21 protein-coding genes and 1 pseudogene are annotated in these 24902 nt (G+C 69.0%); 14 read left to right on the top strand and 8 right to left on the bottom strand.

What is annotated here, in order from left to right:
• Positions 1–209 precede the first annotated feature (209 nt).
• Positions 210–1799, top strand: coding sequence for an FAD-dependent oxidoreductase (locus OIC96_RS25585; protein WP_330305610.1), 1590 nt, complete (start codon positions 210–212; stop codon positions 1797–1799).
• A gap of 145 nt (positions 1800–1944) precedes the next feature.
• On the opposite strand, the gene OIC96_RS25580 is transcribed toward OIC96_RS25585, so the two are convergent.
• Together OIC96_RS25580 and OIC96_RS25575 are read right to left on the bottom strand one after the other, a co-directional pair.
• The gene (locus OIC96_RS25580) at positions 1945–2643 is read right to left on the bottom strand and encodes a phosphatase PAP2 family protein (RefSeq protein WP_330305611.1); all 699 of its coding nucleotides are present in this window, start codon (positions 2641–2643) and stop codon (positions 1945–1947) included.
• Between the two features lie 232 nt (positions 2644–2875).
• Positions 2876–3883: a C40 family peptidase gene (locus tag OIC96_RS25575; RefSeq protein WP_330305612.1), complete on the bottom strand. Its 1008-nt coding sequence runs from the start codon at positions 3881–3883 to the stop codon at positions 2876–2878.
• A gap of 88 nt (positions 3884–3971) precedes the next feature.
• Between OIC96_RS25575 and OIC96_RS25570 the strand changes: the two genes are divergently transcribed.
• Positions 3972–4583 (top strand): hypothetical protein, encoded by a 612-nt coding sequence (locus OIC96_RS25570; RefSeq protein ID WP_330305613.1) that lies wholly within the window; start codon positions 3972–3974, stop codon positions 4581–4583.
• 129 nt (positions 4584–4712) lie between these two features.
• On the opposite strand, the gene OIC96_RS25565 is transcribed toward OIC96_RS25570, so the two are convergent.
• From OIC96_RS25565 to OIC96_RS25550, 4 genes and pseudogenes are all read right to left on the bottom strand, one after another.
• Positions 4713–5297, bottom strand: coding sequence for a hypothetical protein (locus tag OIC96_RS25565; RefSeq protein ID WP_330305614.1), 585 nt, complete (start codon positions 5295–5297; stop codon positions 4713–4715).
• 253 nt (positions 5298–5550) lie between these two features.
• The gene (locus OIC96_RS25560; RefSeq protein ID WP_330305615.1) at positions 5551–6309 is read right to left on the bottom strand and encodes a trypsin-like serine peptidase; all 759 of its coding nucleotides are present in this window, start codon (positions 6307–6309) and stop codon (positions 5551–5553) included.
• A 69-nt stretch (positions 6310–6378) separates the two neighbouring features.
• Positions 6379–6858 carry a hypothetical protein gene (locus OIC96_RS25555; protein WP_330462184.1) on the bottom strand — a complete coding sequence of 160 codons (480 nt, stop codon included), beginning with the start codon at positions 6856–6858 and terminating at the stop codon, positions 6379–6381.
• A gap of 59 nt (positions 6859–6917) precedes the next feature.
• A pseudogene (locus OIC96_RS25550) lies at positions 6918–7214 on the bottom strand (ATP-binding protein); the annotation flags it as partial.
• A 196-nt stretch (positions 7215–7410) separates the two neighbouring features.
• Here OIC96_RS25550 and OIC96_RS25545 point away from each other — a divergent pair.
• The 11 genes from OIC96_RS25545 to OIC96_RS25495 all read left to right on the top strand — a co-directional run bounded on the left by OIC96_RS25545 (position 7411) and on the right by OIC96_RS25495 (position 20727).
• The gene (locus OIC96_RS25545; RefSeq protein WP_330305616.1) at positions 7411–8256 is read left to right on the top strand and encodes a helix-turn-helix domain-containing protein; all 846 of its coding nucleotides are present in this window, start codon (positions 7411–7413) and stop codon (positions 8254–8256) included.
• 12 nt (positions 8257–8268) lie between these two features.
• A complete protein-coding gene (locus OIC96_RS25540; RefSeq protein WP_330305617.1) occupies positions 8269–8457 on the top strand; it encodes a DUF397 domain-containing protein in 189 nt (62 codons plus the stop codon).
• A complete protein-coding gene (locus tag OIC96_RS25535; RefSeq protein WP_330305618.1) occupies positions 8450–8710 on the top strand; it encodes a DUF397 domain-containing protein in 261 nt (86 codons plus the stop codon). The genes OIC96_RS25540 and OIC96_RS25535 overlap by 8 nt, the downstream gene beginning before the upstream one ends.
• Before the next feature lie 1144 nt (positions 8711–9854).
• Entirely contained in the window at positions 9855–11231 is a 1377-nt protein-coding gene (locus tag OIC96_RS25530; RefSeq protein WP_330305619.1) for a S53 family peptidase, read from the top strand.
• Between the two features lie 479 nt (positions 11232–11710).
• Positions 11711–13036 carry a S53 family peptidase gene (locus OIC96_RS25525; RefSeq protein WP_330305620.1) on the top strand — a complete coding sequence of 442 codons (1326 nt, stop codon included), beginning with the start codon at positions 11711–11713 and terminating at the stop codon, positions 13034–13036.
• A 487-nt stretch (positions 13037–13523) separates the two neighbouring features.
• Complete coding sequence (locus OIC96_RS25520) at positions 13524–13832, top strand: hypothetical protein (RefSeq protein ID WP_028804304.1); 309 nt, start codon at positions 13524–13526, stop codon at positions 13830–13832.
• A 200-nt stretch (positions 13833–14032) separates the two neighbouring features.
• Complete coding sequence (locus OIC96_RS25515; protein WP_330305621.1) at positions 14033–14881, top strand: hypothetical protein; 849 nt, start codon at positions 14033–14035, stop codon at positions 14879–14881.
• Positions 14871–16202 (top strand): hypothetical protein, encoded by a 1332-nt coding sequence (locus tag OIC96_RS25510; protein ID WP_330305622.1) that lies wholly within the window; start codon positions 14871–14873, stop codon positions 16200–16202. The genes OIC96_RS25515 and OIC96_RS25510 overlap by 11 nt, the downstream gene beginning before the upstream one ends.
• On the top strand, positions 16199–17758 hold the full coding sequence (locus tag OIC96_RS25505; RefSeq protein WP_330305623.1) for an SCO6880 family protein: 1560 nt from the start codon (positions 16199–16201) through the stop codon (positions 17756–17758). Before OIC96_RS25510 ends, OIC96_RS25505 begins: the two co-directional genes overlap by 4 nt.
• A 31-nt stretch (positions 17759–17789) precedes the next feature.
• Positions 17790–19214, top strand: a complete 1425-nt coding sequence (locus tag OIC96_RS25500; protein ID WP_330305624.1) for an ATP-binding protein — start codon at positions 17790–17792, stop codon at positions 19212–19214.
• Between the two features lie 13 nt (positions 19215–19227).
• Complete coding sequence (locus tag OIC96_RS25495; protein WP_330305625.1) at positions 19228–20727, top strand: type IV secretory system conjugative DNA transfer family protein; 1500 nt, start codon at positions 19228–19230, stop codon at positions 20725–20727.
• Here the strand turns inward: OIC96_RS25495 and OIC96_RS25490 are convergent.
• Entirely contained in the window at positions 20724–21290 is a 567-nt protein-coding gene (locus OIC96_RS25490; RefSeq protein ID WP_330305626.1) for a GNAT family N-acetyltransferase, read from the bottom strand. The two genes, OIC96_RS25495 and OIC96_RS25490, sit on opposite strands and share 4 nt — an antisense overlap.
• A gap of 133 nt (positions 21291–21423) precedes the next feature.
• On the opposite strand from OIC96_RS25490, the gene OIC96_RS25485 reads away from it, so the two are divergent.
• Entirely contained in the window at positions 21424–22185 is a 762-nt protein-coding gene (locus OIC96_RS25485) for a CDP-alcohol phosphatidyltransferase family protein (protein WP_330305627.1), read from the top strand.
• Positions 22186–22296: 111 nt separating this feature from the next.
• Here the strand turns inward: OIC96_RS25485 and OIC96_RS25480 are convergent, their stop codons facing one another.
• Complete coding sequence (locus tag OIC96_RS25480; RefSeq protein WP_330305628.1) at positions 22297–24798, bottom strand: bifunctional YncE family protein/alkaline phosphatase family protein; 2502 nt, start codon at positions 24796–24798, stop codon at positions 22297–22299.
• Positions 24799–24902: the final 104 nt, after the last annotated feature.

Raw genomic sequence — 24902 nt, 5'->3', positions numbered from 1 at the left:
GAACAACCCCCGTCTTTCAGGGGCGCGGGGAACGGCGCAATCTTTGAGGGAGGTCTGGGGGCGCAGCCCCCAGGGATGGGACGGGTAGGGGCGGCGGGGGCGAGCACCTCTTGCGCTTCTGCCACGCTGTAACGATTCTGTGGCGCACACCCGTGGAACCCCCGAGCCCAACGCCCCGTCTCGTTCCACGAAACCCACGGGAGGCGCACATGCAACGGCGTACGTTCATCGGCGGAGCCACCGCCGCACTCGCGGCGGCAGCAACATCGGCGTGCAACGGCAACGACACCGCCGCCACCAAGGCCACCGGCACCACCGGCACCACCGAGACGACGGGCGCCTCCACCCCCATACGCACGTCCACCAGCACCAGCACCAGCACCCGAGCCACCGCCGCCAACTGGACCGCCCTGTCCAGAGACCTGGACGGCGCCCTGGTCCGCCCCGGCGACCGCAGCTGGCCGGCCGCCCACCAGCTCTACAACACACGCTTCGACAACCTGACCCCCGCCGCCGTCGCGTACATCGCCCACGCGGACGACATCCGCACCACGATGGACTACGCCCGCGCCCACGGCATCAAGGTCTCGATCCGCAACGGCGGCCACTCGTACGCCGGCTGGTCCTCCGGCAACGGCCGCCTGGTCATCGACGTCTCCAAGCTGAACAAGATCCGGGCGAGCGCGAACGAGGCGGTCGTCGGCGCCGGCTCCAAGCTGATCGATGTCTACCGCGCCCTGGCGGCGAAGGGCGTCACCATCCCCGCCGGCTCCTGCCCCACGGTCGGCGTCTCCGGCCTGACCCTCGGCGGCGGCCACGGCGTGGTCTCCCGGGCGTACGGCCTCACCTGCGACAGCCTCACCCAGGCGACCCTGATCACGGCCGACGGCAAGCAGCTGACCGCGAACGCCACCGACCACAAGGACCTCTTCTGGGCCCTGCGCGGCGCCGGCAACGGCAACTTCGGCGTCGTCACCGAGCTGCGCTTCAAGACCCACCCGGCGCCGCAGGCCGTGTCGGCGTACATGACCTGGCCCTGGGCCAAGGCCGCCGCCGTGGTGAAGGCCTGGCAGGAGTGGGGCCCGGACCAGCCGGACGAGATCTGGTCGTCCTGCCACATCGCGAACGCGGCGGGCGGCACCCCCACGGTCTCCATCGCGGCCTTCTCGCTCGGCACGTACACCGAGCTCCAGAACGCCGTGGACCGCCTGGCCGACAAGATCGGTTCGCCCGCGCGCAGCGTCTCCCTCAAGAAGCGCTCGTACGAGGACTCGATGGAGGTGTACGCGGGCTGCTCCTCCTTCGCGACCGACGCCCAGTGCCACCTCCCGGGCTCGACCCCGGGCCGCTCCCCGCAGGGCGCCCTCGGCCGCGAGACCTACGCGGCCCGCTCGGACTTCTTCGACCGCTCGATCTCGACGGCGGGCATCCAGACACTCCTGAACCAGATGTCATCGGTACGAGGCGGCGCGGGCAGCATCGCGCTGACGGCCCTCGGCGGCGCGGTCAACCGCGTGGCCCCCACCGCCACGGCCTTCGTCCACCGCCGCTCCCGCATGCTCGCCCAGTACATCGTCTCCTGGCAGGCGGGCACCTCCGGTACGACAGCCCAGTCCTGGCTGACCACCGCCCACACCGCCATGTCCCGCTACGCCTCGGGCGCCGCCTACCAGAACTACACCGACGCCACCCTCACCGACTGGCGCAAGGCGTACTACGGCGACGCGGCCACCCGCCTCACGACGCTGAAGCACCAGTACGACCCCAACCGCTTCTTCACGTTCCCGCAGGCGCTGTAGGCCGGTTCGTTGGCTGCGGGTGAGTGGGGGTTGCTCGCGCAGTTCCCCGCGCCCCTAACGGCGCGGGGCTTCGCCCCGCGATCCCCCGCCCGCCCCCAGTTCTTCAGGGGCGCGGGGAACTGCGCAATCTTTTAGGGGGAAACCCCTACGCGGCCAGATCCCGTTCCTCAGGCCGCTCCGCCCGAGCCCCCGGAATCAACGCATCCCGCCCACCGGAAGCCACCCGCGCCCGAATCAGCCACCCACCCCGCCCAGACCGCTCCACCGCCTTCGTGACAGGTGTCAGCAGAGCCATGGCAAGCGGAGACAGCAGCAGAGCAACCGCCGTACCGAGCGCGAAGCCACCCACGACGTCCGTCGGGTAGTGCACACCCATGTAGACCCGGCAGAACCCTTCGAGCAGCGCGAGCCCTATCCCGACCAGCCCGAACTTCCGATGCGCGACGAACAGCCCGACAGCCATCGCCATGGTGAGCGTCGCGTGATCGCTGACGAAGGAGTAGTCGGTCTTGCCGGAGACCAGGACGTCCAGCCCTTGGTGATCGACGAAGGGTCTCGGTCGCTCCACGAAACCCCGTATCGGCACGTTCACAAGCACCGCGATGCCGGCGGCCAACGGCGCCCACACCAGCGCGGCCACGGAGGACGCGGCATCCTCAGCACCCCGCCGCCGCACGGTCCACCAGCACCACAGCACCAGCAGAACCATGGCGAGCAGCAGCCCGTACTCGCCCACGAACTCCATGCCCCGGTCGAACCAGTGGGGCGCGTCCTTGGCGAGGCCGTTGATGTCGTAGAGCAGGTCGACGTCGGGGTTCGAACCGGATTCGGCGAGTCCAGCCATGGTGCTGCGGCCCCTTCGTCGTCTTTCCCGCGGGCACACCCTTTCGTGCGCCGCTCGATCCACCCCCGTGGTCGTAGAACCGCTAGAACCGCCAGAACAGCTAGAACCGCGTCATAGATCAGCGCTACGTCAAAAGGAACGCACAGTCCCCTGTAATACGTTCCACCCTCCACGGAATGATCACTCAGACGTTATCGAAGAGAGACACATCGCCGCAGTTCAGGGGGCGGGTTCACACAGACGTGGGCAGTGCTTTCGCGCCATCCTCGGTCACGCGGGTGGCACCGAAGTAGTCGGGGGTGTCGACGGGGTCGAACCGGATGACGGCCCCCGTCCTGGGCGCGTCGATCATGTACCCGCCGCCCACATAGATCCCCACGTGCCGGATGGCCCGGGAGTTGGTGAGGTCGTCCGAGAAGAAGACCAGGTCCCCCGGCAGCAGTTCGTCCCGCTTGGGGTGCGGCCCCGCGTTGTACTGGTCGTTGGCGACCCGGGGAAGCTGTATCCCCGCACTGTCGTACGCGGCCTTCGTCAGCCCCGAGCAGTCGAAGCGTCCGCCCTGGTCAGCGGTGCCGTTGCCGCCCCACAGATAGGGCGTGCCGAGCTTCTTCTGCGCGTACGTGATCGCCGTCGCGGCCTGCTTCGAGGGATCCACCCGGGTAACGGGCGCGGCGAAGCTCTTCTCCAGGGTCGTGATCGTCTTCACGTAGTTCTGGGTCTCCTTGTACGGCGGCACGCCCCCGTACTTGATGACCGCGTAGGCCCCCGCGTTGTAGGCGGCGAGCATGTTCTCCGTGACGTTCCCCGGCGCGTCCTTCACGTACGAGGCGAGCTGGCAGTCGTACGAGGCGGCCGACGGAATCGCGTCATTCGGATCCCAGACATCGCGGTCGCCGTCCCCGTCGCCGTCGACTCCGTGCGTGGCCCAGGTCCCCGGAATGAACTGCGCTATTCCCTCCGCTTTCGCCGGACTCTTGGCACTCGGGTTGAATCCGCTCTCCTGGTACAACTGGGCGGCCAGCAGCGCCGGATTGATGGCGCCGCACAGATTGCCCCACTTCTGCACGAGCGTCTGGTACGCGGCGGGCACAGCCCCCTTGGCGAGCCCGACGGACCCGCCGCCGATCCCGTTGGCGAGGTTCCCGGCGACCATGTAGACGCCGACGACGAGCAGCATCACGAAGCTGATCCCGGCCCCGACGGCAGCGATCGCTACGATCCATGCCTTACGCACCGTCAACCGCCCCTCGCCGCCCGGGAGTCCGCCGCCGCCAGTCTAGAGGCGGCCACCGCGCGACGGGACGATCACACACAAGGAGAAACCGCACGTGGCGACCCCGCCCCCGCACCCGAACACGCCCCAGGGCAACCCCTTTGCCCCGCAAGGCGGTTACGCGCCAAACGGGGCGCCGGCATATGGCTCATACGGCACGCAGGACGCGTACGGCGCGCAGAACTCGGCGTACGGCCAGAACCCGGCGTACGGCCAGTACCCCCAGCCCCCCGCCCCCGCCCCCGCCGCCGCGGGCGACTACGCCTACCAGGCCGCCCCGCCCCTCAACCCCGCCTGCCGTATATGTGCCGCGCAGCCCGCCCGGGACATGACCATCCGTCAGCACACGGGGCTGCTGGTCGCGATGCGCTTCTCCAAGATGGAGGGACCGTTCTGCCGCTCCTGCGCCACGGCGATCCACCGGGAGATGACGACGAAGACCCTGGCGGGCGGCTGGTGGAGCCCGGTGTCACTGATCGCCTTCACCCCGCTGACGCTCCTGTGGAACCTCTACGTCCGCACGAAGATCAGGAAGCTGCCGCGGCAGGCGATGCCGTCCCCGACGGGGATCGTCATGGACCAGGGCAAGCCGATCGCTCAGCGCCCGCTGGCGTACGTGTTCCTGCTCCTGCCGCTGCTCTGGCTGGCCGTGTACTTCTCGAACTAGGTCACGAGCCCGCCCAGCCCCCGCCCGGGCGGCCAGGAGCCCCGCCACTTCGACGTGGCGGGGCTCCTGGCGGACCCGGCGGACCCGGCGGCACACACCTTCCGGTCCGGTCTCGGCAGTTCTGCGCGGTCAGTACTTGGCAGCCAGACTGACCTGGGTGCCGCCACCGGCGCCGTCGAGACGCCAGCGCAGGTACTTGTGGTCAGGCGCCGTCGTGGTCGCCGAGACCCAGTGACCCGGAACGATGAGTCCCCGCCAGTTCTCGACCCAGTAGCAGTCGGTACCGCTGCATTCCCACAGGTCGACCGCCAGAGTGGCGTTGCTGGTTCCCTCCGAACCGACGAGCCCTATTCCGACCCCGCTGCCGACGGCACGTCCCGACTGGACGACCGCCCAGTCCCACCCTTGCACGCACGCCTGGGCGGCATTGCAGAAGTTTTCGCGGAACCAGGTCTGTTCATCCGTCGTGCGAAGTGTCGGTTCTTCAGTGCCGGTGCGCTCGCCGGCGGATTGGGTCCCTGCCTCGGGTGGTGCGTCGGCCTTGCCCTCAAGGGAGGGGGCTTGGTCGATCGCGCGACCGCCCTCCACGATCGCCCGGATTCCGGAGGCGAACTCGAGGATCTGTACGGAGTGTTCATCCCCCAGATCCATCGTCGTGCGCACACGTGGAGGGACCCCCCGCTTGGTGTTGGTGTTGCTCTTCGTCATCGTCATCTCAGGCTTCCTCCCTCTGGAACCAGGCACGCGTGGTGACACGTCCTGCCAAGGCGAGTGTGCTGAAGAGGGTTCGCGGGTCACCGGTGCAGCAGAAAGGCTCCGGTAGGTGGCGGCGTCCGATCACGGACTTCCAACCCCAACCCGCACGACGTTCTCTGCTGTTCAGTCTGACACGACGTGCGCCGATACGCTCGCTCACCGGCGGGACACGGATGTGCCGGGCGGAGGGGCACCGACACACACGCTCACGTCACTGTGAAGCGAGCTCGGCCTGACGGTAGAGCGCCGCTTCCTCGGCCCCGAAGGCGACGCTGAACGAGACGTCGTCGGTGTCCCCGCCCTGCTGGTGCCCGCCGATGATGCCCACGACTTCCCCGTCACCGTTCACCCAGGGGCTGCCACTCGTCCCCCCGGCGAACTCGGGACACTCGATGCGCTGCTGCGTACGGCTGCGGACGGTGGGCTTGTTGGTGCAGGTGATGGGCGTTTCGAGGGTGCTGGGGTATCCGGTGACGGTGACGGCGGTCGACCCGGTGGCCTGCCCGGAGGCAAAGACGTTCCCGCCCCCGACGACGTCCTCGACACCCTTCCCGTCCTTCTCCGCGAGGACGGCGAAGGCGACATCGGTGTCCTCGTCCTGCTCGCTCGTCCACCCCTCGGGCACGAAGGTCCCCTGGACCTCCCAGTACCCGTACGGCGCCTTCCCGTCCCGATACCCGGGCGCGAAGCGCAGGGTCCCGCCCCCGTCGACGCAGTGCGCGGCGGTCACGATGAGATCCCGCCCGGCGCTGTGCACGACGGAGGCGGTGCAGAAGTGCCCGCCGCTCCCGTGGAACAGCGCGCCCACGCGGGCGGTCCGGTCGTTGGTCGCGGCCCGCACGGTCACCGCGAACGGTCCGGGACCGGCATCCGCGGCCGCCACGGAGGAGGACGTGACGGCCGCCAGCAGCACGACGGCACCGAGCAGGGCGTGCCGACGGATGCCTGGGGGACGGATGGTGCGTTTCATCGCTCCTCACCCTGCCGCAGGCACGTGAGAAAAACCCTGAGACCACACTAAGAATCACCTATGAGGGCCCTATTGACTGGACGGGTCCTGACGGGCGTCCCCGTTCGCACCCGCACCGGAACCCGCACCCGAATCCGCGGCCGGCGCCGGACCGCTCACCGAACCCTCGGGCGCGACCATCGCCCGTACCAGGCTGGCGAGGATCTCGGCACGTTGCTCACTGGTCAGCTCAGCGTCGGCGATGAGCCGCTCCGCGGCGAGGTACCGGGAGAACTCCAGCGGCTGATCAAAGTATGCCCTCAGATGTCCGGCCGCGCTCTCCTGAGACCGCACAAAAGTTCGACTCACATACCCCGCCAGCCCTGCCGACGTCACACCCAGGGCGCCGGCGACGATGCTGGCCGTCGGGTTCCCGGCGAAGACCGCCGCCACCGTGAACCCGACCAGCAACACGAATCCCGACGCCATGGCGATCTGCGCGTTCCGGAACGACTCCTCGGCCTGATCGGTGGCGATGCGGTGGTAGAGGTCCAGCCGGACACCCCCCACGCATCCGCACACGCCCGCACGAGATGCAGCCCACGCCCACCTTCAGCGTCTCCCGGCGGTACGAGAACAGGGGCACCCTTCTCCGCGAAGCCGGGCGGCACCCTCGGATCGCTGTCCCACACGGCGACCGTGAGCCGGTCCGGCTCACCCGCGTGGATACGGAGGGCGTAGGGGCCCTGTGTGTGCAGGTGTGCGTTGGTGAGCAGCTCCGACGCCAACAGCTCGGCGGTGGGGGTGAGTTCGGTGAGCCCGTGGGCGGCGAGGACGGTACGGAGGGTGGCCCTGGCGATGCCTGGGGCTCGGGGATCGTGCGGGAGTTGGAGGGTGTAGGACCAGGGCGGCGATACGGTGGCCATGGAAGTCTCCGATCACGGTGGGCAGTTGAGTGGTTGCTCAGTGACCATGCCGCTCCGTCGAGCGGGGTGCTTCTGAGCGGGGGGCCCGATCTAAAAAGTAGCGCTTGCAGATATATTCTTCACTCGATCTCGGAGAAGATTAAGCACGACCATCCGTGTGGGTGACCTGCTGCACGGAAGAACGAGGAGTGTGGCCGTGAGGACCAACCCGACGGGACGTCAACTTCGGCTCGGGGCCGAGCTGCGCAAGTTGCGCGAGCGGGCAGGGCTCACCTCTACGGCGGCCGCGCAGCTACTAGGCATGAAGCAAGCTCAGGTCAGCAACATGGAGACCGGACGGATCGGGGTCAGTGCAGAGCGAGTACGTTCTCTGGCCTGCCAGTACGAGTGCTCGGACAAGGCCCTGGTAGAGGCCATCGCCAGGATGGTCGGCGACCGGAAGCGCGGCTGGTGGGAGGAGTACCGCGAGATCCTGCCCAGCTCTCTGCTCGATCTGGCCGAACTGGAACACCACGCCCAGTCGTTGCGAACCACGATCACCGCGCGGATCCCTGGACTGCTCCAGACCGTCGACTACGCCCGCGAGATCTTCCGCCAGGGCGTCACAGCACTCTCACCACCCGACGTGGAGCACCGCCTCTCGTTCCGCATCAAGCGTCAGGCAGTGCTCTTCCGGGATGACCCCACGCCGTACGAGGCGATCATCCACGAGGCAGCCCTGCGGATGAAGGTAGGCGGCTCAGCGGTGGCTCGGCAGCAGCTTCAGCACCTTCTCGTCATGAGCGAGCGCGACCACATCACCCTGCGTGCTATCACCTTCGATGTCGGCGCCTACCCGGGGTCGGGCCAGTCCATCTACTACGCGCACGGCCCCGTACCGGAACTCGACACGGTCCACCTCGACCAGTCCCACGGGCTCACGTTCCTGGACGCCGATGCCCAACTGCACAAGTACCGGACCCTCTTCGAACGGGTCGAGGCCGTCGCCCTCGACCCCGACAAGACCCGGGACCTCATCGGCAACGTCATCCACGATCTATAAGCGGGAGCCGCCTTGAACTCGTACACCTGGCAGAAGTCGTCGTACTGCTCCGAAGGCGACTCGTGCGTGCACGTCACTTCCGGCGCGGGAACGCTCCATCTCACGGAGAGCAGCGACCCCAGCGGAGCCATACTCGAGGCCACCCCCGTGGCCTTCCGCACCCTCCTCCACGCCCTCAAGAAGGATCACCACCGTGGCTGAAGTCCCCCCGAACCTCGACTGGGTCCGCGCCGCCCCGGACGACGCGACGGGCCCCGGCCCCTGGATCGAGCTCGCCTTCGGAGACAACGACCTGGTCTACATCCGCGAGACCAGCGACCCGGAGAACGTCGTCACGACCACCCAGAAGAAGTGGGACGCTTTCGTACTGGGCGTACAGGCAGGCGAGTTCGACCACTTCGTGGAGGGCCTGGAGGACGAGGAACCCTCACCCCCTGCTGAACCCCGCTCGTGAAGTAACCGTCGGGACCGCCCGCTTCTTGGCCAGTGTCGCGCTTCCACGCCCCGAGTAAAGGGCGCTGCGCGTCGCCTTCGGCGATGGCCCTCCGGGCCACCCTTGACTCGGGGCGCTCCAGCACGGGGGAGAAGCGAGCGGGCGGCCCAGGGGTGAGGGGTTCCCAGGTGGGCTCCCGGCCCACGGGGGTGACCAGTCGCCCCCGGCCGATCGAGCGCGGACGCGCCTCGCCAGCACGCCGGGCCGGCTTAGCGGCGAACGGCCGGTGGGGCGGCGCATCCTGCGACCGGGGGCACGCCGGGTGCACTCAGCGGCCAACCCTGAGTGGGCTGCTGAGGTGCGCGCACTCGCCGCCTCGGTGTGGGCACGTCGGTCCTGTCCGCCGACCGCGCCCCCGCTTCCGCCCGGTTCCACTGAATCAGGCGGCGATTGGCAGATCCGTTCCACGCAGGGCCCCGCTCCACCCACGTACTCCTGCCTACTCCTGCCTCCCGCTGGAACAGATCTGCCAATCACCCCCTCCTGCACCCTCCGGCCCCCGCCAACCCCCTCCCCCGGCCACCGGCCGCTCGCCGCTAAGCCCGCCCGGCGTGCCCCCACCGCCGAACGCGCCACCCCACTCACCGCTCGCCGCCAAACCCACCCGGCGTGCTGGCGAGGCGCGACCGCGCCCCACCAACCCCGGGCAACAACTCACCCCCGGCCACCGGAAACCCACCCGGGGACCCCTCACCCCCGGCCGCCCGCTCGCTTCTCCCCCGTGCTGGAGCGGGCCGAGTCAAGGGTGGAGCGAAGCGGAATCGGCGCAGCCGACGCGTAGCGCAGCGGAGCGCCCTTTACTCGGCGCGCGGAAGCACGACACTGCCAAGAAGCGGGCGGCCCCAACGGCACCGTTCAGGAAGCCCGCGCCCCCGCACCCCAAGTCAAGCCACCGTCAGCTTCCGGCCATCGAGAGCCCATTGCGCGGTAAGTCGATCACCTCGGTTCGGTATTGCGGAAGTCAGGATTCCAGATCTCTCTTGTTGTCACGTACTCAACAAGGAGAAGGTCTACGCGGGTCACACGGCCCCGCCGCCGGGGACACCGCACCGGCGCCGCGCAGCACCCGCACTGCCCCTGTCAACCACTCTCAGGAGGCTGTACGTTGCGTACCGCACCCCCCACAACCAGCACCAACAGATCGACCACGCACACCAGTTGGCGTCGAATAGGCGCCTCCGCCTTCGCCACCGCCGCCCTCGTGATCGGCGGCCTCGGCACCGCCGTCCACGCGAGCGCCGCAACTCCCGTGACGCCGAAGGCAGTCAGCGCCAAGGCCATCGCCGCCCAGGTCGCCAAGGCCCACGTGAAGTACACCTCGCAGTGTGACGCGACCCCGAAGAAGGGCTACGCCTCCTGCAACGCCCTGCGCGTCACCAGTGGCACCACCGCCTTCCAGGAGGAGCAGGCCGCGAAGAAGGGCATCGCCCCCAAGACCGTCAAGCCGAACGCCGCCTCCGCGACCCCCACCGGCTACGGCCCGAGCGACCTCCAGTCGGCGTACGGCCTGACCGACGCCGCCTCCTCCAACGGCTCCGGCGAGACCATCGCGATCGTGGACGCGTACGACGACCCGAACGCCGAGGCCGACCTCGCGACCTACCGCTCGTACTACGGCCTCTCCGCCTGCACCACCGCCAACGGCTGCTTCAGCAAGGTCAGTCAGACCGGTTCGACGACCTCCCTCCCCACCGCCGACAGCGGCTGGGCCGGCGAGATCTCCCTCGACCTCGACATGGCCAGCGCCATCTGCCCGAACTGCAACATCCTCCTCGTCGAGGCCAAGTCGTCCTCGATGGCCAACCTCGGCACCGCGGTGAACCGCGCGGTCACCAAGGGCGCGAAGTTCGTCTCCAACAGCTACGGCGGCTCGGAGTCCTCCTCCGACACCTCGTACGACTCCTCGTACTTCAACCACGCGGGCGTCGCCATCACCGTCTCCGCCGGCGACGAGGGCTACGGCGCCGAGTACCCGGCCGCCTCCAAGTACGTCACCGCTGTCGGCGGCACCAAGCTGTCCACGTCCTCCAACAGCCGCGGCTGGACCGAGAGCGTCTGGAACACCAGCAGCACCGAGGGCACCGGCTCCGGCTGCTCCTCGTACGACGCGAAGCCGACCTGGCAGACCGACGCGAGCTGCTCGAAGCGCATGATCTCCGACGTCTCGGCCGTCGCCGACCCGGCGACCGGAGTCTCCGTCTACGACAGCTACGGCTCCGACGGCACCGGCTGGAACACCTACGGCGGCACCAGCGCCTCGGCCCCGATCATCGCGTCCGTGTACGCCCTCGCCGGCACCCCGGGCAGCAGCGACTACCCGGCCAAGTACCCGTACGCCGCGGCCGGCACCTCCGCCCTCAACGACGTGACCAGCGGCAGCAACGGCACCTGCACCACGAGCTACTTCTGCACCGCGAAGTCCGGCTACGACGGCCCGACCGGCTGGGGCACCCCGGAGGGCATCGACGCCTTCACCGGCTGACGCCGACATCGGCCTCCGAGCGAGCGCCGAGCGGGTGCCGCCGAGGGAGGTAAGTGGGGATCCCCCGGCGGCATCCGAAACGGGCCGCGGCAACCAGCCGCGGCCCGTTCCCATGTCCACGCGGCCCGTTCCGGTGTCCACGCGACCCGATCCCGTCTCCACGCGACCCGTTCCGCCGCCCCCGCGGCGCGTTTCCGGCGCCATGACCACCGGTTTTGCCTTACTGACGAGCTGTTCAATTCCCTTGAAACGGCTGTGAGTTGAGTCAAGCATCAACCACCCGCAAGCCATCCGGCGGCCATGGAGAAGTCACGTGAAGGCCCGCTTCGGTATGGCGGAAGTAAGGATTCCATAAGCCTCTTGTTGTCGCGTACTCAACAAGGGATGGTCATCCGCGGGCCGCTCGGCCCACCGCCGGGGACCTCGTACCGGCGGCGCACCTGCACTGCCCCTGTCAACCACTTCCAGGAGGCTGTACGTTGCGCACCACACACCCCCAGAGACCGTCAGCGAGCGTTAGCCGCCGCATCGGCCGGATAGGCGCGGCCGCCCTCGGCACCGCCGCCCTCGTCCTCGCCGCATTCGGCAGCGCCGGCAGCGCGGACGCCCAGGCGTCCCGCGTCGCGAAGGTCACCCCCCACGTCAGCTGGACCCGCGCGTGCGCCACGCCCACGAAGGCGGACGTCGCGGCCTGTAACGCCAAGCGCGTCACCAGCGGCGTCACCGAGTACATGTCGGAGAAGGCGTACGCCAAGGGCGTCACCCCCAAGGCCGCCGACGCCTCCACCCCGTCCGGCTTCGGGCCGACGGACCTCCAGGCCGCGTACGGTCTGACGTCGGCCGCCGCCTCCAACGGCTCGGGCGAGACCATCGCCATCGTCGACGCCTACAACGACCCCAACGCCGAGGCGGACCTCGCGACCTACCGCTCGTACTACGGCCTGTCGGCGTGCACCACCGCCAACGGCTGCTTCAAGAAGGTCAGCCAGACCGGCTCGACGACCTCGCTGCCGTCGAGCAACACCGGCTGGGCCGAGGAGATCTCCCTCGACCTCGACATGGCCAGCGCCATCTGCCCGAACTGCAACATCCTGCTCGTCGAGGCCAAGTCCGCCACCATCGCCAACCTCGGCACCGCCGTCAACGAGGCGGTGACGCTGGGCGCGAAGTACGTCTCCAACAGCTACGGCGCCTCCGAGTCCTCCTCCGACACGACGTACGACACCTCGTACTTCAAGCACACGGGTGTCGCCATCACCGTGAGCTCGGGTGACAGCGGCTACGGCGCCGAATGGCCCGCCGCCTCGCAGTACGTCACCGCCGTCGGTGGCACCGCGCTGACCAAGGCCACCTCCACCACCCGCGGCTGGACCGAGACGGTCTGGAAGACCAGCAGCACCGAAGGCACCGGCTCCGGCTGCTCCGCGTACGACCCCAAGCCGTCCTGGCAGACCGACACCGGCTGCACCAAGCGCACCATCTCCGACGTCTCGGCGGTCGCCGACCCGGCTACCGGCGTCTCGGTCTACGACTCGTACGGCATCACGGCCGGCTGGTACACCTTCGGCGGTACGAGCGCCTCGTCGCCCATCATCGCGGGCGTCTACGCCCTCGCGGGCACCCCGTCCTCCAGCTCCTACCCGGCGAAGTTCCCGTACACGGCGGCCGGCACCTCGGCCCTCAACGACGTGACCTCGGGCAACAACGGCACCTGCACCACCAGCTACCTCTGCACCGCCACGTCCGGCTACGACGGCCCGACCGGCTGGGGCACCCCGGAGGGAGTCGCGGCCTTCACCGGCTGACCTCCTGGGAGCGGGGGGCCGCCGGGGTCATGTGGGGATCCCCGGCAGCACCTGATGAACGGGTCGCGGCAACCAGCCGCGGCCCGTTTTCCCGTGCCGGGAGACAGCGGGATAGCCTTTGGACATCGGCTGGACATCGGCGCGACGGCCCGTCAGAAACGGGACGGGCGTGCGGATGACTACGAAGCGGGCGGGGCGTGCGCATCGTAGAAGGGGTTAACGACGGAACCACACCACAGGTTCCGCTCCGACTTCATTGCCCGGCGTGACCGGCCGTGATACACAGAGTGACCATACGACCCGCCGCATACCGTCACACGCCTCCCGCAAGGGTCCCGCGTAAGCCGGTGGCAAGGGATTCGTACGAAACCCGCCAATCAATGACGCCAAGTCGACATACGACAGCGTCTTTGTCGGCGAGAATGGGCCCGACCTCTGCGCGCAGTGGCAGAGGGTGCAGAACTACCCACTAGGGGCGGTGACTTACATGCTTTTCGCAGCCGATAAGGGCGACATCACCACGATCATCGGCGGGATCGCTCCGGACTGGGGTCCCTTCGGCAGCCTTGGCAACGAGGCGAAGGTGATGATCGAGGTCGTGATGGCGGTCGCCATCCTGCTCTGCCTCGGCATCGCGATCTGGGGCGCCGCCAAGCAGCGCATCGGCGCGACCGCCCTCCGCGACACCTTCAGCGCCGAACAGGGCAAGGGCCTCATCATCGCGGGCCTCACCGGAGTCTTCATCATCGGATCCCTCGGCACGCTCTTCACCATCGTGTACGGCATGGCGGTGTAGCGGTCCAGGGGGTGTCCGACACCTCCGCACCCGGCCGGGCCCGCCCGGATCCCTCTCCCTCCGACCCACCTGTCCGTCGTGCCCACCGGCTGAGGTTGCGTTTCCCTGATGTCGAGTCACCACACCGCGCCCGCGCGGGAACCAGCACGGCTACCGTCGTACTACTTGGTTCAGCGAGAGGTTGAGGGGGCGTTCGCGACATGAGTCTCGGTGACGAACCCGGCGACGGCGCGCGCGGTGAGGACGGGGGGTACGGGGGTTCCGGGCAGACACGCACCCGCTATCCCGACCGCACGGGCGACGTCTACGGCGGTGCGCGGCGCGGCCGCGGGTCCTCCTCACGGAGCCTGATCACGGTCGTCGGCGTCGTCGTCCTCCTGATCGCCGCCATCGCCTTCGCGAACCGTGGTGACGACTCCTCTTCGGGTTCGGGAAGCGGAAACAGCGACAAGGCCAAGACCTCGCCCACGACCGCTTCGGGGGAGCGCCCGGTGGAGTCGAAGGCAGCGGGGATTCCGGCGGGGTTCGCGCACAGTGCGCAGGGGGCGCAGAGCGCTGCGGCGAACTATGCGGTGGCGTTGGGTTCGACGGCCATGTTCAAGACGGCCACTCGGCACGACATCGTCAACACCATCTATACGTCCGCTGCCGCCGGCCAGCTCCAGGGTCCGATGGACCAGGCGTACTCGGCGGACTTCCTCAGCAAGCTGGGGCTCGACGCGGACGGCAATCCGCCGGCAGGCAGCACGTTCGTCTCGCGCACGATCCCGGTCGGCACCAAGGTCCAGCAGCACAGCGACAGCTCCGCCAAGGTCTCGGTCTGGTACATGGGGCTCATCGGTATGTCCGCCCAGACCTCGACCGATCCCGTCAGCTCGACCTGGAAGACGTGGACCTTCGAGCTCCAGTGGGACAGCGGTGACTGGAAGATCGTGACGGACTCCCAGAAGGACGGCCCCGCCCCGGTCCCGGGCGACGACAAGGCCGCCACCTCCGACGAGATCAGCAAGGCCATCGAGGAGTACGGAGGGTTCACGTATGCCCGGTAGCCGAAGCCACGTCCTCAAACTCACGGCCGTCGTAGCCGCCGTACAGACCACGGCTGTCCTGCTAGCCACCCGTGCCGCCGCGGCACCATCCCCGACGCCGTCGCCGTCCACCTCGAAGGACCCGTGCGGCCTGCTGATCGGTCCCGCCAAGCAGTACTGCAAGAGCGACAAGGGAAGCGGCGGCTCCGGAAGCACCACCGACCCCAGCCTCACCTCCACCCTCGACCCCCTCTCCTCCCTCGCAAAGGGCTGCGCCGACGCCGCCTCCTGGACCGTCGACAAGCTCTCCGCCGCCGTGAACGACACAGCGAACGTCGACTTCACGAACCCCAAGTTCCTCCAGCAGTACGCGGTGGTCTTCGCGGCGTCGACCATCCTGACCCTGCTGCTGTGGCTGCTGGCCGTGGCGAAGAGGGCGGTGCGAGGTGTCCCCCTCACCACCGCGCTCTCCGAAGCGATCGGTTTCCTGTGGCTGACGGTGCTGGCGAGCGCCTTCACCCCGCTGATCCTCTACACCGTCGTGTCGGCGACCGACGGCGTCACCGAGGTCCTCGCCAAGACGACCGGCAACCAGACGGACACGTTCTTCGGGACCTTCTCCGGCGCGCTGAACAAGGGCGAGAACATCGGCGGCGGCCCCATCATGCTCATCGTGGTGTCGCTGGTGTCGATCCTCGCGGCCGGCGTCCTGTGGCTGGAGCTCGTCATCCGGGCCGCACTGCTGTACGTCGGCGCGCTGCTCGGCACGGTCGTGTACGCGGGTCTGGTCGACAAGAACCTGTGGGGCCACGTCCGCCGCTGGGCGGGGATCATGATCGCGGTGATCCTGGTGAAGCCGGTGATCGTGATCGTGCTGGGGCTGGCGGGCGCGCTGTCGACCGACAACGGCCCGGACGCGTTCTCCGCCGTGGTCTCCGGCCTCGCGATCATCCTGCTCGCCATCTTCGCCAGCGCGATGATCTACCGCTTCGTACCGGGCTTCGGTGACGAGATCGCCGGCTCCCGCAACAACCGCATCATGCAGGGCGCCGAGAGCAAGGCCGCGGCCGTGATCAGCTCCCCGGCGACCCTGGTCGCGCAGGGCATCAAGACCCACAGCTCCCGCGCCGACAACAACGGCGGCGGAGGCGGCGGCAACCAGCCCCGCCCCGCCAACCCGGTGTCCGGCGGTGTGGCCGCGCACAGCACACGTACGCCGAACGGAGGCGGCGGATCTGTCCCCTCCGCCGCACCCCCACCGCGTACCAGCCCGGCCAACACCCCGCACGCGAGCAACACCCGCAACAGCAGTCCCAACCGCACGGGAGGTGAAGGGCGTTGACGACCGAGTCCCACGTGTCCCATCCGGTCACGCCCCGCCGTACATATCTGATCGGCCGCGCCCGGCCGAACGCGATCGTCGGCCGGAACCGCGAGTCCGGCGAGATCGCGCTCATCATCGGGGGCGCGTTCCTGGGCATGATGTGCGGCCTGCTCGTCCCTGTCCTCTCCCTGCGGATCGTGCTGCTCATGGGGTTCCCGCTGCTGGCGCTCGCCGCGGTGTACGTCCCCTACAAGCGCCGTACGTTCTACAAGTGGTTCGAGATCAACCGCAGTTACAAGCGGAGCCTGCGCCAGGGGACGGCGTACCGCAGCAATGTCATGGAGGCCGGTACGCGCGTCGACGGGCGGGAGATCGAGATCGGCCCGCCCCCGGGGATCGGGCGGATCTCCTGGCTCGCCGCCCCCTTCGGCCCTGACGAGATCGCCGTTCTCCTCCACGCCGACCGCCGCACGGTGACGGCCGCCATCGAGATCGAGGGACCGGGCGTCGGTCTGCGCGACAGCGAGGACCAGGAAGCCCTCGTCGACCGCTTCGGCACCCTCCTCAAGCACGTCGCGAACGGCGACGGCTTCGTGACCCGGCTGCAGATGCTCGCGCGCACCCTGCCCGCCGACCCGGACGCCCACGCCAAGGACGTCTCCGTACGGGGCGACGAGCGGGCCCCGGGCTGGCTGCAGCAGTCGTACGACCAGCTCCAGTCCATGGTGTCGACGAGCAGCGAGCAGCACCGCGCGTATCTCGTCGCCTGCATGCACTACTCGCGCGAGCTGGCCGCCGAGGCCCAGGCGATGGCCCGCGCGGCCCGACCGCAGGGCGGCAAGAAGGTGGACCGGGACGCGGGTCTCGCCGTCGTCATGGCGCGTGAGCTGACGGACATCTGCTCGCGGCTCCAGGAAGCCGACATCCGCGTACGGCAGCCGCTCGGTCAGGGGCGGCTCGCCTCCCTCGTGCACTCGATGTACGACCCCGACCACCCGATCGACCACATCCAGGCGATGACCAAGCGCAACGCCTGGCCCGCCGAGCTCGACGCCATGGAGCCCACCTACCTCCAGGCGAAGACCCGCGAGTCCTCCACCCGCGCCCCCTGGTGCCACGCCACGGCCTGGGTGAAGGAGTGGCCGATGACCCCGGTGGGCGTCAACTTCCTCGCCCCGCTCCTCGTCCACACCCCGGACGTCATCCGGACGGTCGCCGTCACGATGGACCTCGAACCCACCGAGGTCGCCATCGAGCGCATGCTGACGGAGAAGACGAACGACGAGGCGGAGGCGTCGCGCGCCGCCAAGATGAACCGGACCGTCGACCCCCGTGACGTGGCCTCCCACAACCGTCTCGACCAGCGCGGCGAGGACCTCGCGAGCGGCGCGGCGGGCGTCAACCTGGTCGGTTACATCACCGTCTCCTCCCGCTCGCCGGAAGCCCTCGCGCGCGACAAACGTACGATCCGCGCCTCGGCCGGCAAGTCGTATCTGAAGCTGGAGTGGTGCGACCGCGAGCACCACCGGGCCTTCGTCAACACACTGCCGTTCGCCACCGGAATCCGCAGGTAGGGGCTGATGTTCTGATGGGGCTGATGCTCTGATGCGGGATCCGCTGTCCGCCGCCACGGACACCTTCACGTCCTTCCTCTTCGGCAAGGTCGAGACGACCCGCCTCCCCGTGCGCACCTCCACGGGCCAGGCCCAGGCGGTCTACCTGCCGACCGCCGCCCCGGGCCTCGGCGACTCGGGCGTCATCATCGGCCGCGAGGTGTACTCCGGGAAGGGCTACATCTACGACCCCTTCCAGCTGTACGGGCAGCAGCTTCCGGCCCCGCACTGGCTGGTGCTCGGCGAGTCCGGCAACGGCAAGTCTGCGCTTGAAAAGACGTACGTGCTCCGGCAGTTGAGGTTCCGCGACCGGCAGGTCGTCGTCCTCGACGCGCAGGGCGAGGACGGCGTCGGCGAATGGAACCTCATCGCGGAAGAGCTGGGGATAACTCCTATCCGCCTCGACCCGACCGCCGCCCTGGACATGGGGATCCGGCTCAACCCGCTCGACCCGGCGATCACGACGACGGGCCAGCTGGCGCTGCTGCGCACCATCATCGAGGTCGCGATGGGCCACGGCCTGGACGAGCGGTCCGGCTTCGCGCTGAAGGTCGCGCACGCCTACGTCAACGAGACGATCGTCGAGCGCCAGCCGGTACTGACGGACATCGTGGAGCAGCTACGGCACCCCGAGCCGGAGTCGGCCGAGGCGATGAACGTCGCCATAGACGACGTACGGGCGTGGGGTCTGGACGTGGCCCTGGTCCTGGACCGCCTGGTGGACGGCGACCTGAGGGGCATGTTCGACGGCCCCACCACGGTCGGAATCGACCTGGACGCCCCCCTCACCGTCTTCGACCTCTCCCACATCGACCGGAACTCGATCGCCATGCCGATCCTGATGGCGATCGTGGGCGTGTGGCTGGAGCACACGTGGATCCGCCCCGACCGGAAGAAGCGCATCTTCCTGGTCGAGGAGGCGTGGCACATCATCAACAGCCCCTTCGTGGCCCAGCTCTTCCAGCGGCTGCTCAAGTTCGGCCGACGCCTCGGCCTGTCGTTCGTCGCGGTCGTCCACCACTTGTCGGACGTGGTCGACGGGGCGGCGGCGAAGGAGGCCGCGGCGATCCTGAAGATGGCATCGACACGGACGATCTACGCCCAGAAGGCGGACGAGGCACGGTCGACGGGCCGGGTGCTGGGCCTCCCTCGCTGGGCGGTCGAAATCATCCCCACCCTCACGCCCGGCATCGCGGTGTGGGACGTCAACGGCAACGTGCAGGTGGTCAAGCACCTGATCACCGAGACCGAACGCCCCCTCGTCTTCACCGACCGCGCCATGACCGAGTCCTCCGCCGACCACCTCGCCGACGACGCGCTGCGCGCCGCGGAACTGGAGGCGGAGGAGCGGGCGGCGGCCTTCATGGAACAGCACCTCAGCGATCTCGACGGCTCCTCCGAGTCCACGGTGGCGTGAGAGGTGGCGTGAGATGAGACAGGACCAGCGCGACGGGCGTCGCGAAGGGGAAGGCGGCATCCCCGACGGGCTGTTGGTCGGGGTACTGGCCTTCCTTCTCGGCATGACGCTGATGGTGTGGACGGCGACGGGCCTCGCGGGCTGGTTCTCCCGCGGCGCCTGGCCACACGCCGTCACCTTCGCCCATACCCCCCTGGCCATGCGCCACCTCATCGGCCAACCGCACGACGTGGCGGGCGCCTGGCCGGACACCCCGGCCGCCCAGCTCTCCGGATACGGGCTCTTCTGGGGCCTGTTCATCGGCCAGCTGATGGTGCTGCTGGTGCTGACGGTGTTCGTGCTGGGGACGGTGGTTCGGTGGCGGGCGGGAAGGGCCAGGCGGAGGGCGGAGGCGACAGCTGAGGTCGCGCCGGTGGTGCCGAGGCAGGCGGAGGAACCGCGGCCGACGATGGCTGCTTGGACGGCTCCCTCTGCAACTGACGGTGAACGGGTGGGCGGGTGGGAAACCATCCGCGCCGAAGGCGCGGCTCCGACGGCTCCCGATGCAACGGACGGTAAACGGGCGGGCGGGTGGGCAAAAACGCGCGCCGCAGGCCCGGTAATCCTGGCCCCGCCAGAGTCCCGCCACACCACCGCGACCCAAGCCGTACGGGACGCGGAAGGCCCAGCCCTCATCATCACCTCGAACCCCGCCACCTGGTCGGAGACCAAGGACGCCAGAGCCAAACTGGGCCCCGTCCTCCTCTACGACCCCACGCACCTGTGCGACACCCCGGCCCGCCTCCACTGGTCCCCATCAACCGGCTGCGAGGACAAGGCAACGGCAGCAGCGAGAGCCACCGCCCTCCTCGCCCCCGTACGCCCCACCGCCAAGGTCGACCAGCCCATGGCAGACGTAGCGGAAACGCTCCTGCGCAGCTACCTGCACGCCGCCGCCGTGGAGGGCAAACCCTTCCGCCACGTCCACCGCTGGGCCCAGGGCACCCAGGTCCAGGACGCCGTACGAGCCCTCCGTACCAACCCCAAGGCCGCATCGGGCGCCGCCGGCGAACTCGAAGCCGCCCTCACCTCGCACACCGAACGCCGCGACATCGCCCAGGAGTTGACGGCCCGCGCGCTGTCCTCCCTCTTCACGGTCAACATCCGCGAGTCATGCACTGCAAATCGAACTGACAGCCTCGCCTTGGATTCCTTCGTGAACGAAGGGGGCACGCTTTATGTGGTCGGTGAACCCATCGAGGACCCCAAGGCGAACCCCGGCGCCATGCCGCTCCTGACGGCCCTCGCCTCAAGCGTGGTCGAGCGCGGCCGGCGCATGGCCGAACGGTCATCCTCCGGTCGCCTCGACCCACCACTTACGCTCGTCCTGGACGACGTCGCGGCCGTGGCCCCGCTCCCCCAGCTCCCGGACCTCCTGGCCATGGGAGCGGACCGGGGCCTGCCGACGCTGGCCCTCCTCCGCTCCCAGGAGCAGGCGCGGTCCCGCTGGCCCCAGTACGAACTCCCCCTCTAGCGGGCCCCCGCGTCCGCCCGCTCGATCACCAGCTCCAGCTCCAGCTCCCCGGCATCCCCCGGCGCCGGCACGGTCCGCCCACTCGGCACGAACCCGGCCTTCCGGTAGAACGCCTCCGCCCGGCCGTTCTTCTCGTGCACGAAGAGCCGTACGCGATCGAGCCCGATGCGCCAGGACCACTCAAGGGCGGCGTCGAAGAGCGCCCCGGTCACACCGACCGCACTCCCCCGGTGCTCGGGCCGCACGTAGACCCCCACCAGGTGCCCCTGGCGCTGCTCGACCACGACGTCGTTGAAGTCCCGCTCCCCGGGCTCCTCGACCAGCACGGTCACGGACCCGCCCCACACCCCGTCCGCGTCCTCGGCGATGAACTGCTGCCGCTCCGTCGTCCCCTCGGCCGCCCCGGCCGCCCGCTCCTGCCAGAACGCGTCGGGCTTGGCGAGGCCCTCCTCGTAGCTCTCCAGGAACGCGAGATGCGCGACAGGGTCCTTCAGGGCGTCGAGCCGGAGCTCCTTCACCTTGGCCCACTCGTCGGCACGTATGGAACGGATCACGAGGTTCATGGGAGCCACCGTAGTACGCGCGTACGACATCACTCATCCGATATCCCCCGGACATCCACCCTGCCGACGCCCGCCGTCCGGGCCCCCGTCATGCTCTTCCCTGTACGCACATTGATCCAGGGGAGAAAGCCGCATGACCAAGGTCCAACTAGAGGAACTCCGCGAGGTCATCCACCCTGCGGGCAAGCTGGAGAGCAGGGCGGAACACTGGGCCGGCCGCCTCTACATGCGTGCGCTCTCCCTGCGGGTGACCCGCCTGATGCTGGGCACGCGCGTCTCGCCGAACCAGATCACGACGGTGATGGTCTTCGCGGGCGTGCTCTCCGGGGTGGCCCTGGTCATCCCCGGCCTGGGCGGCGCCGTACTCTCCGTCGTCTTCATGCAGCTGTACCTGCTGCTGGACTGCGTGGACGGCGAAGTGGCCCGCTGGCGGCGCCAGTTCAGCCCGCTCGGCGTCTACCTGGACCGTCTCGGCGCCTACCTCGCCGACGCCGCCGTCATGGTCGGCATGGGCATCCGCGCCGCCGAACTCGGCCTGGACCCCTACCTGGTGGCCGGCCTGGCGGCGGCGATCGGTGTGCTGCTCCTGAAGTCGTCCTCCGACCTGGTCCACGTGGCCCGCTCCGACAGCGGCATGGAGAAGGCCACCGACCAGTCCGTCGTGCCGCGCTCCAGCGGCCTCGCCCAGGTCCGCCGCCTCGCCTCGGCCGTCGGCCTCCACCGCCTGGTCAACGGCATCGAGTGCACCATCCTGCTGCTCGTGACGGCCGTCGTCGACCTGGCGCTCGGCGACCTGACGGCGACGAAGATCGCGACCGTCGCCGTGACGGCGATCGTCTGGCTGCTCGTCCCCGCGCACATCGTCTCGATCGTCGCGTCGTCCCGCCTGAAGTAACCGCACTCCCGCAAGCCCCCGCTCCCGGAGGGAAGCGGGGGCTTGCGTACGTCACTCAGTGATCGCCACTCAGTGATCGCCACTCAATGGTCGACACTCATTGGCCGACACTCAGTCGTCGTCATCCAGTTCCGCGGCCTGGTCATTGGGCACAGCCCCGTACAGATCATGCCGAGGCGCGGGCATCACGGACCCGGCTCCCCGCACGCTCTTCCAGATCGCCTCGTTGAAGGTCCGCTCGTCGATCTGGTCCTCCTTGGTGAGGTCCTGTTTCGCGGACACCTTCGCCATGGGCGAGTTGACCGTGTTCACAGCCGCCAGATCGGTCGACGGCTTCACAGCGTCGTACGCCTCGACACGCGGCCGCGCCGTGAACGAGTTCACCATCGGCGTCGCGTACGCGTCGAACTGCGTCATCGGCGACAGCCCGAGCAGCAGCTCGATCGTCCGCACCATCGAGGCGGTGCTGTAGAAGGTCGAGTCGACCCGCCCGGTCTGCGTGTACGGGCTGATGACCTGCGAGATCGTCCGATGCGCGTCCACATGGTCGGGCCCGTTCTGCGCGTCGTCCTCGGTCACGAAGATCGCCGTCGACTTCCAGAACCTGGAGTGCGAGACCTCGTCGACCAGCTGCCCGAGCGCCCAGTCGTTGTCGGCGACGTACGCCTGCGGGGTCGGCATGCCGGCCTTGGTCCCCGAGGTGTGGTCGTTCGGCAGCCGCACCATCTCGAAGGCGGGCAGCTCCCCGCTCGCCTCGTACCCCTGGAACTCCTTCTTCCACTCCTCGATCCGCGGGCTCCCACAGGTCGTACCGCGCGCGGGGAAGGTGTTCGCCGAGTCGGGGCAACTGAGGTTGTACGGCCCGAAGTCGTGGTCGGTCCCGGCGTTCAGCACCGGATCCTGGGCCGCGGCCTTCCCCGCCGCGTCCGCGTTCACGTAGAACCCGTAGTTGCGGAAGCCGACGCCCTTGTCCGCGAGCCGCTGCCAGATGTACGCGTGCTCGGGATCCTTGTTGGGCGCGATGGCCGGGTCACCGTTCTCGGACGGATACGAGTGGTTGCGCCCCGAGTAGTTGGCGGGCCATCCCTGCTCGCTGTACGGGTTGGAGTTGGCGGCCACGGTCCAGTTCCACCCCTGCGCGCTCACCTCGGCGTCCGCGTAGAAGTTGTCCAGCGTCACGAACCGCTGCTCCAGCGCACGGGCGTTGGGCGCGGAGTCGTCCCCGAACAGGTTGAGCGAGGCGTCCCCGTTGCCCTGGCTCAGCGAGCCGAACTCCTGGTCGTAGGTCCGGTTCTCCTTCACCACGTAAATGACGTGCTTGATCGGCGACTTCTCCCCGACCCGTCGCGGCACGACCGCCCCGGTCGCCCGCGGACTGTCCTTCTGCTCGAACCCGTTGTTGGCGACGACGGTCCGCGTCCACCGTTTCAACTGCTTGTTCCCGCCGTCCAGTTGGACGGTCGACAGGGTCCCCTTCATCATCGACCCGGAATACTGGTCGGGCGAAGTCGCCGCGGTGGACGTCGGGTTGGGATACCCGGGCCCGTTGTTCGGCCCCGCTCCCAGCCCCTTGGCATTGGTGACATACAACTTCCCGTCATGCGCGATGACGGCCGTCGGATACCAGGCGGTCGGGATCAGCCCGTCCGTCTTCCCCTCCTTCAGGTCTACGACAGCGATGTCGTTGTTCCCCGAGTTGGCGACGTAGAGCCGCCGCCCGTCCTCGGAGAGCGCGAGCGCGTCGGGATTGCTGCCGACGGGAGCGTGCCGGTACGGCGCGAGCCCGATGGTCCGCGTGACCTTGCGCGTCGCGGCATCGATGACGCTGACCTGATCACTGTCCCCATTGGCGACGTAGAGGGTGTCCCCCTCGGCGTCGGCGACCACGGCGTTGGGATGCGTCCCCACCTCGATGGAGTCACTCTGCACGGGAGCCGCCCCACTGACATCCACCACGCTGACGGTGTTGCCACCCTGATTGGTGACATACGCGGTGTTCCCGCCATCAGCGAGCACGACGGCGTACGGGTCGTGCCCCACAGCCGTGGTCGCCATCGAACCGTCGCCGACATCGACCACGGTCACCGCGTCCGCCAGCCGGTCGGCCACGACGAGCCGCTTCCCGTCGGGCGTCACGGCGATCCCGGCCGGATACATGTTCACGGCCTGCCCGTCGGGGTTCTTCGTGGGCAGCTTGATGGAGCCCTTCTCCGTCAGCCGCCCGTCCGCCACGTCATACGTGTGGATGATCTCGCGCCCGCCCCCACTGACGTACGCGCGCTTGCCGTCGGGACTGAAGGCGAGCCCGGTGAAGATCGCCGCTGGGCTCTTGTACGAGATGGTCTGCACGACCTCCGAGTCCCCGGGGTCGACCACCTGCAAGGACTGGGTGCCCTGACCGGCGTTGCTCACCAGGAGCATGCTCTTGTCGGGCGACAGCACCGCGTTGAGCGGGAGGTTCCCGAGCTGGGCCTGTTGGCCGGCGGGGGTGACTTTGTAGCCGACGGGGGTGATGGCCGTTCCATCGTCCTTCGGACCTGCGGAGCCCTGCCCACCCGCGGCCGCGAGCGCGACGGCGGCCCCGGTGGCGAGAACGGCGGTACCTGCCAGCACAGTGACAACTCGACGTCTGTTTCTGCGTCTCAGGACCATGAGTCACGACGGTGACGCGAGGGCGTGACGGGAGAGGGAACTACTATTGACGTGGACATGACCAC

This window comes from Streptomyces sp. NBC_00775, from assembly GCF_036347135.1.
Classification (GTDB): domain Bacteria; phylum Actinomycetota; class Actinomycetes; order Streptomycetales; family Streptomycetaceae; genus Streptomyces; species Streptomyces lutosisoli.
Note: the sequence above shows the minus strand (reverse complement) of the source record. Positions and strands in the feature narration are given on the sequence as shown.

Bases quoted from the DNA above. Each gene is read 5' to 3' on its own strand.
- OIC96_RS25510 (WP_330305622.1), top strand. From the start codon at position 14,871: ATGCCCGGTAGCCGAAGCCACGTCCTCAAACTCACGGCCGTCGTAGCC.
- OIC96_RS25580 (WP_330305611.1), bottom strand. From the start codon at position 2,643: ATGGCTGGACTCGCCGAATCCGGTTCGAACCCCGACGTCGACCTGCTC.
- OIC96_RS25515 (WP_330305621.1), top strand. From the start codon at position 14,033: ATGAGTCTCGGTGACGAACCCGGCGACGGCGCGCGCGGTGAGGACGGG.
- OIC96_RS25560 (WP_330305615.1), bottom strand. From the start codon at position 6,309: ATGAAACGCACCATCCGTCCCCCAGGCATCCGTCGGCACGCCCTGCTC.
- OIC96_RS25495 (WP_330305625.1), top strand. From the start codon at position 19,228: ATGAGACAGGACCAGCGCGACGGGCGTCGCGAAGGGGAAGGCGGCATC.
- OIC96_RS25500 (WP_330305624.1), top strand. From the start codon at position 17,790: ATGCGGGATCCGCTGTCCGCCGCCACGGACACCTTCACGTCCTTCCTC.
- OIC96_RS25485 (WP_330305627.1), top strand. From the start codon at position 21,424: ATGACCAAGGTCCAACTAGAGGAACTCCGCGAGGTCATCCACCCTGCG.
- OIC96_RS25490 (WP_330305626.1), bottom strand. From the start codon at position 21,290: ATGAACCTCGTGATCCGTTCCATACGTGCCGACGAGTGGGCCAAGGTG.
- OIC96_RS25585 (WP_330305610.1), top strand. From the start codon at position 210: ATGCAACGGCGTACGTTCATCGGCGGAGCCACCGCCGCACTCGCGGCG.
- OIC96_RS25565 (WP_330305614.1), bottom strand. From the start codon at position 5,297: ATGACGATGACGAAGAGCAACACCAACACCAAGCGGGGGGTCCCTCCA.
- OIC96_RS25520 (WP_028804304.1), top strand. From the start codon at position 13,524: ATGCTTTTCGCAGCCGATAAGGGCGACATCACCACGATCATCGGCGGG.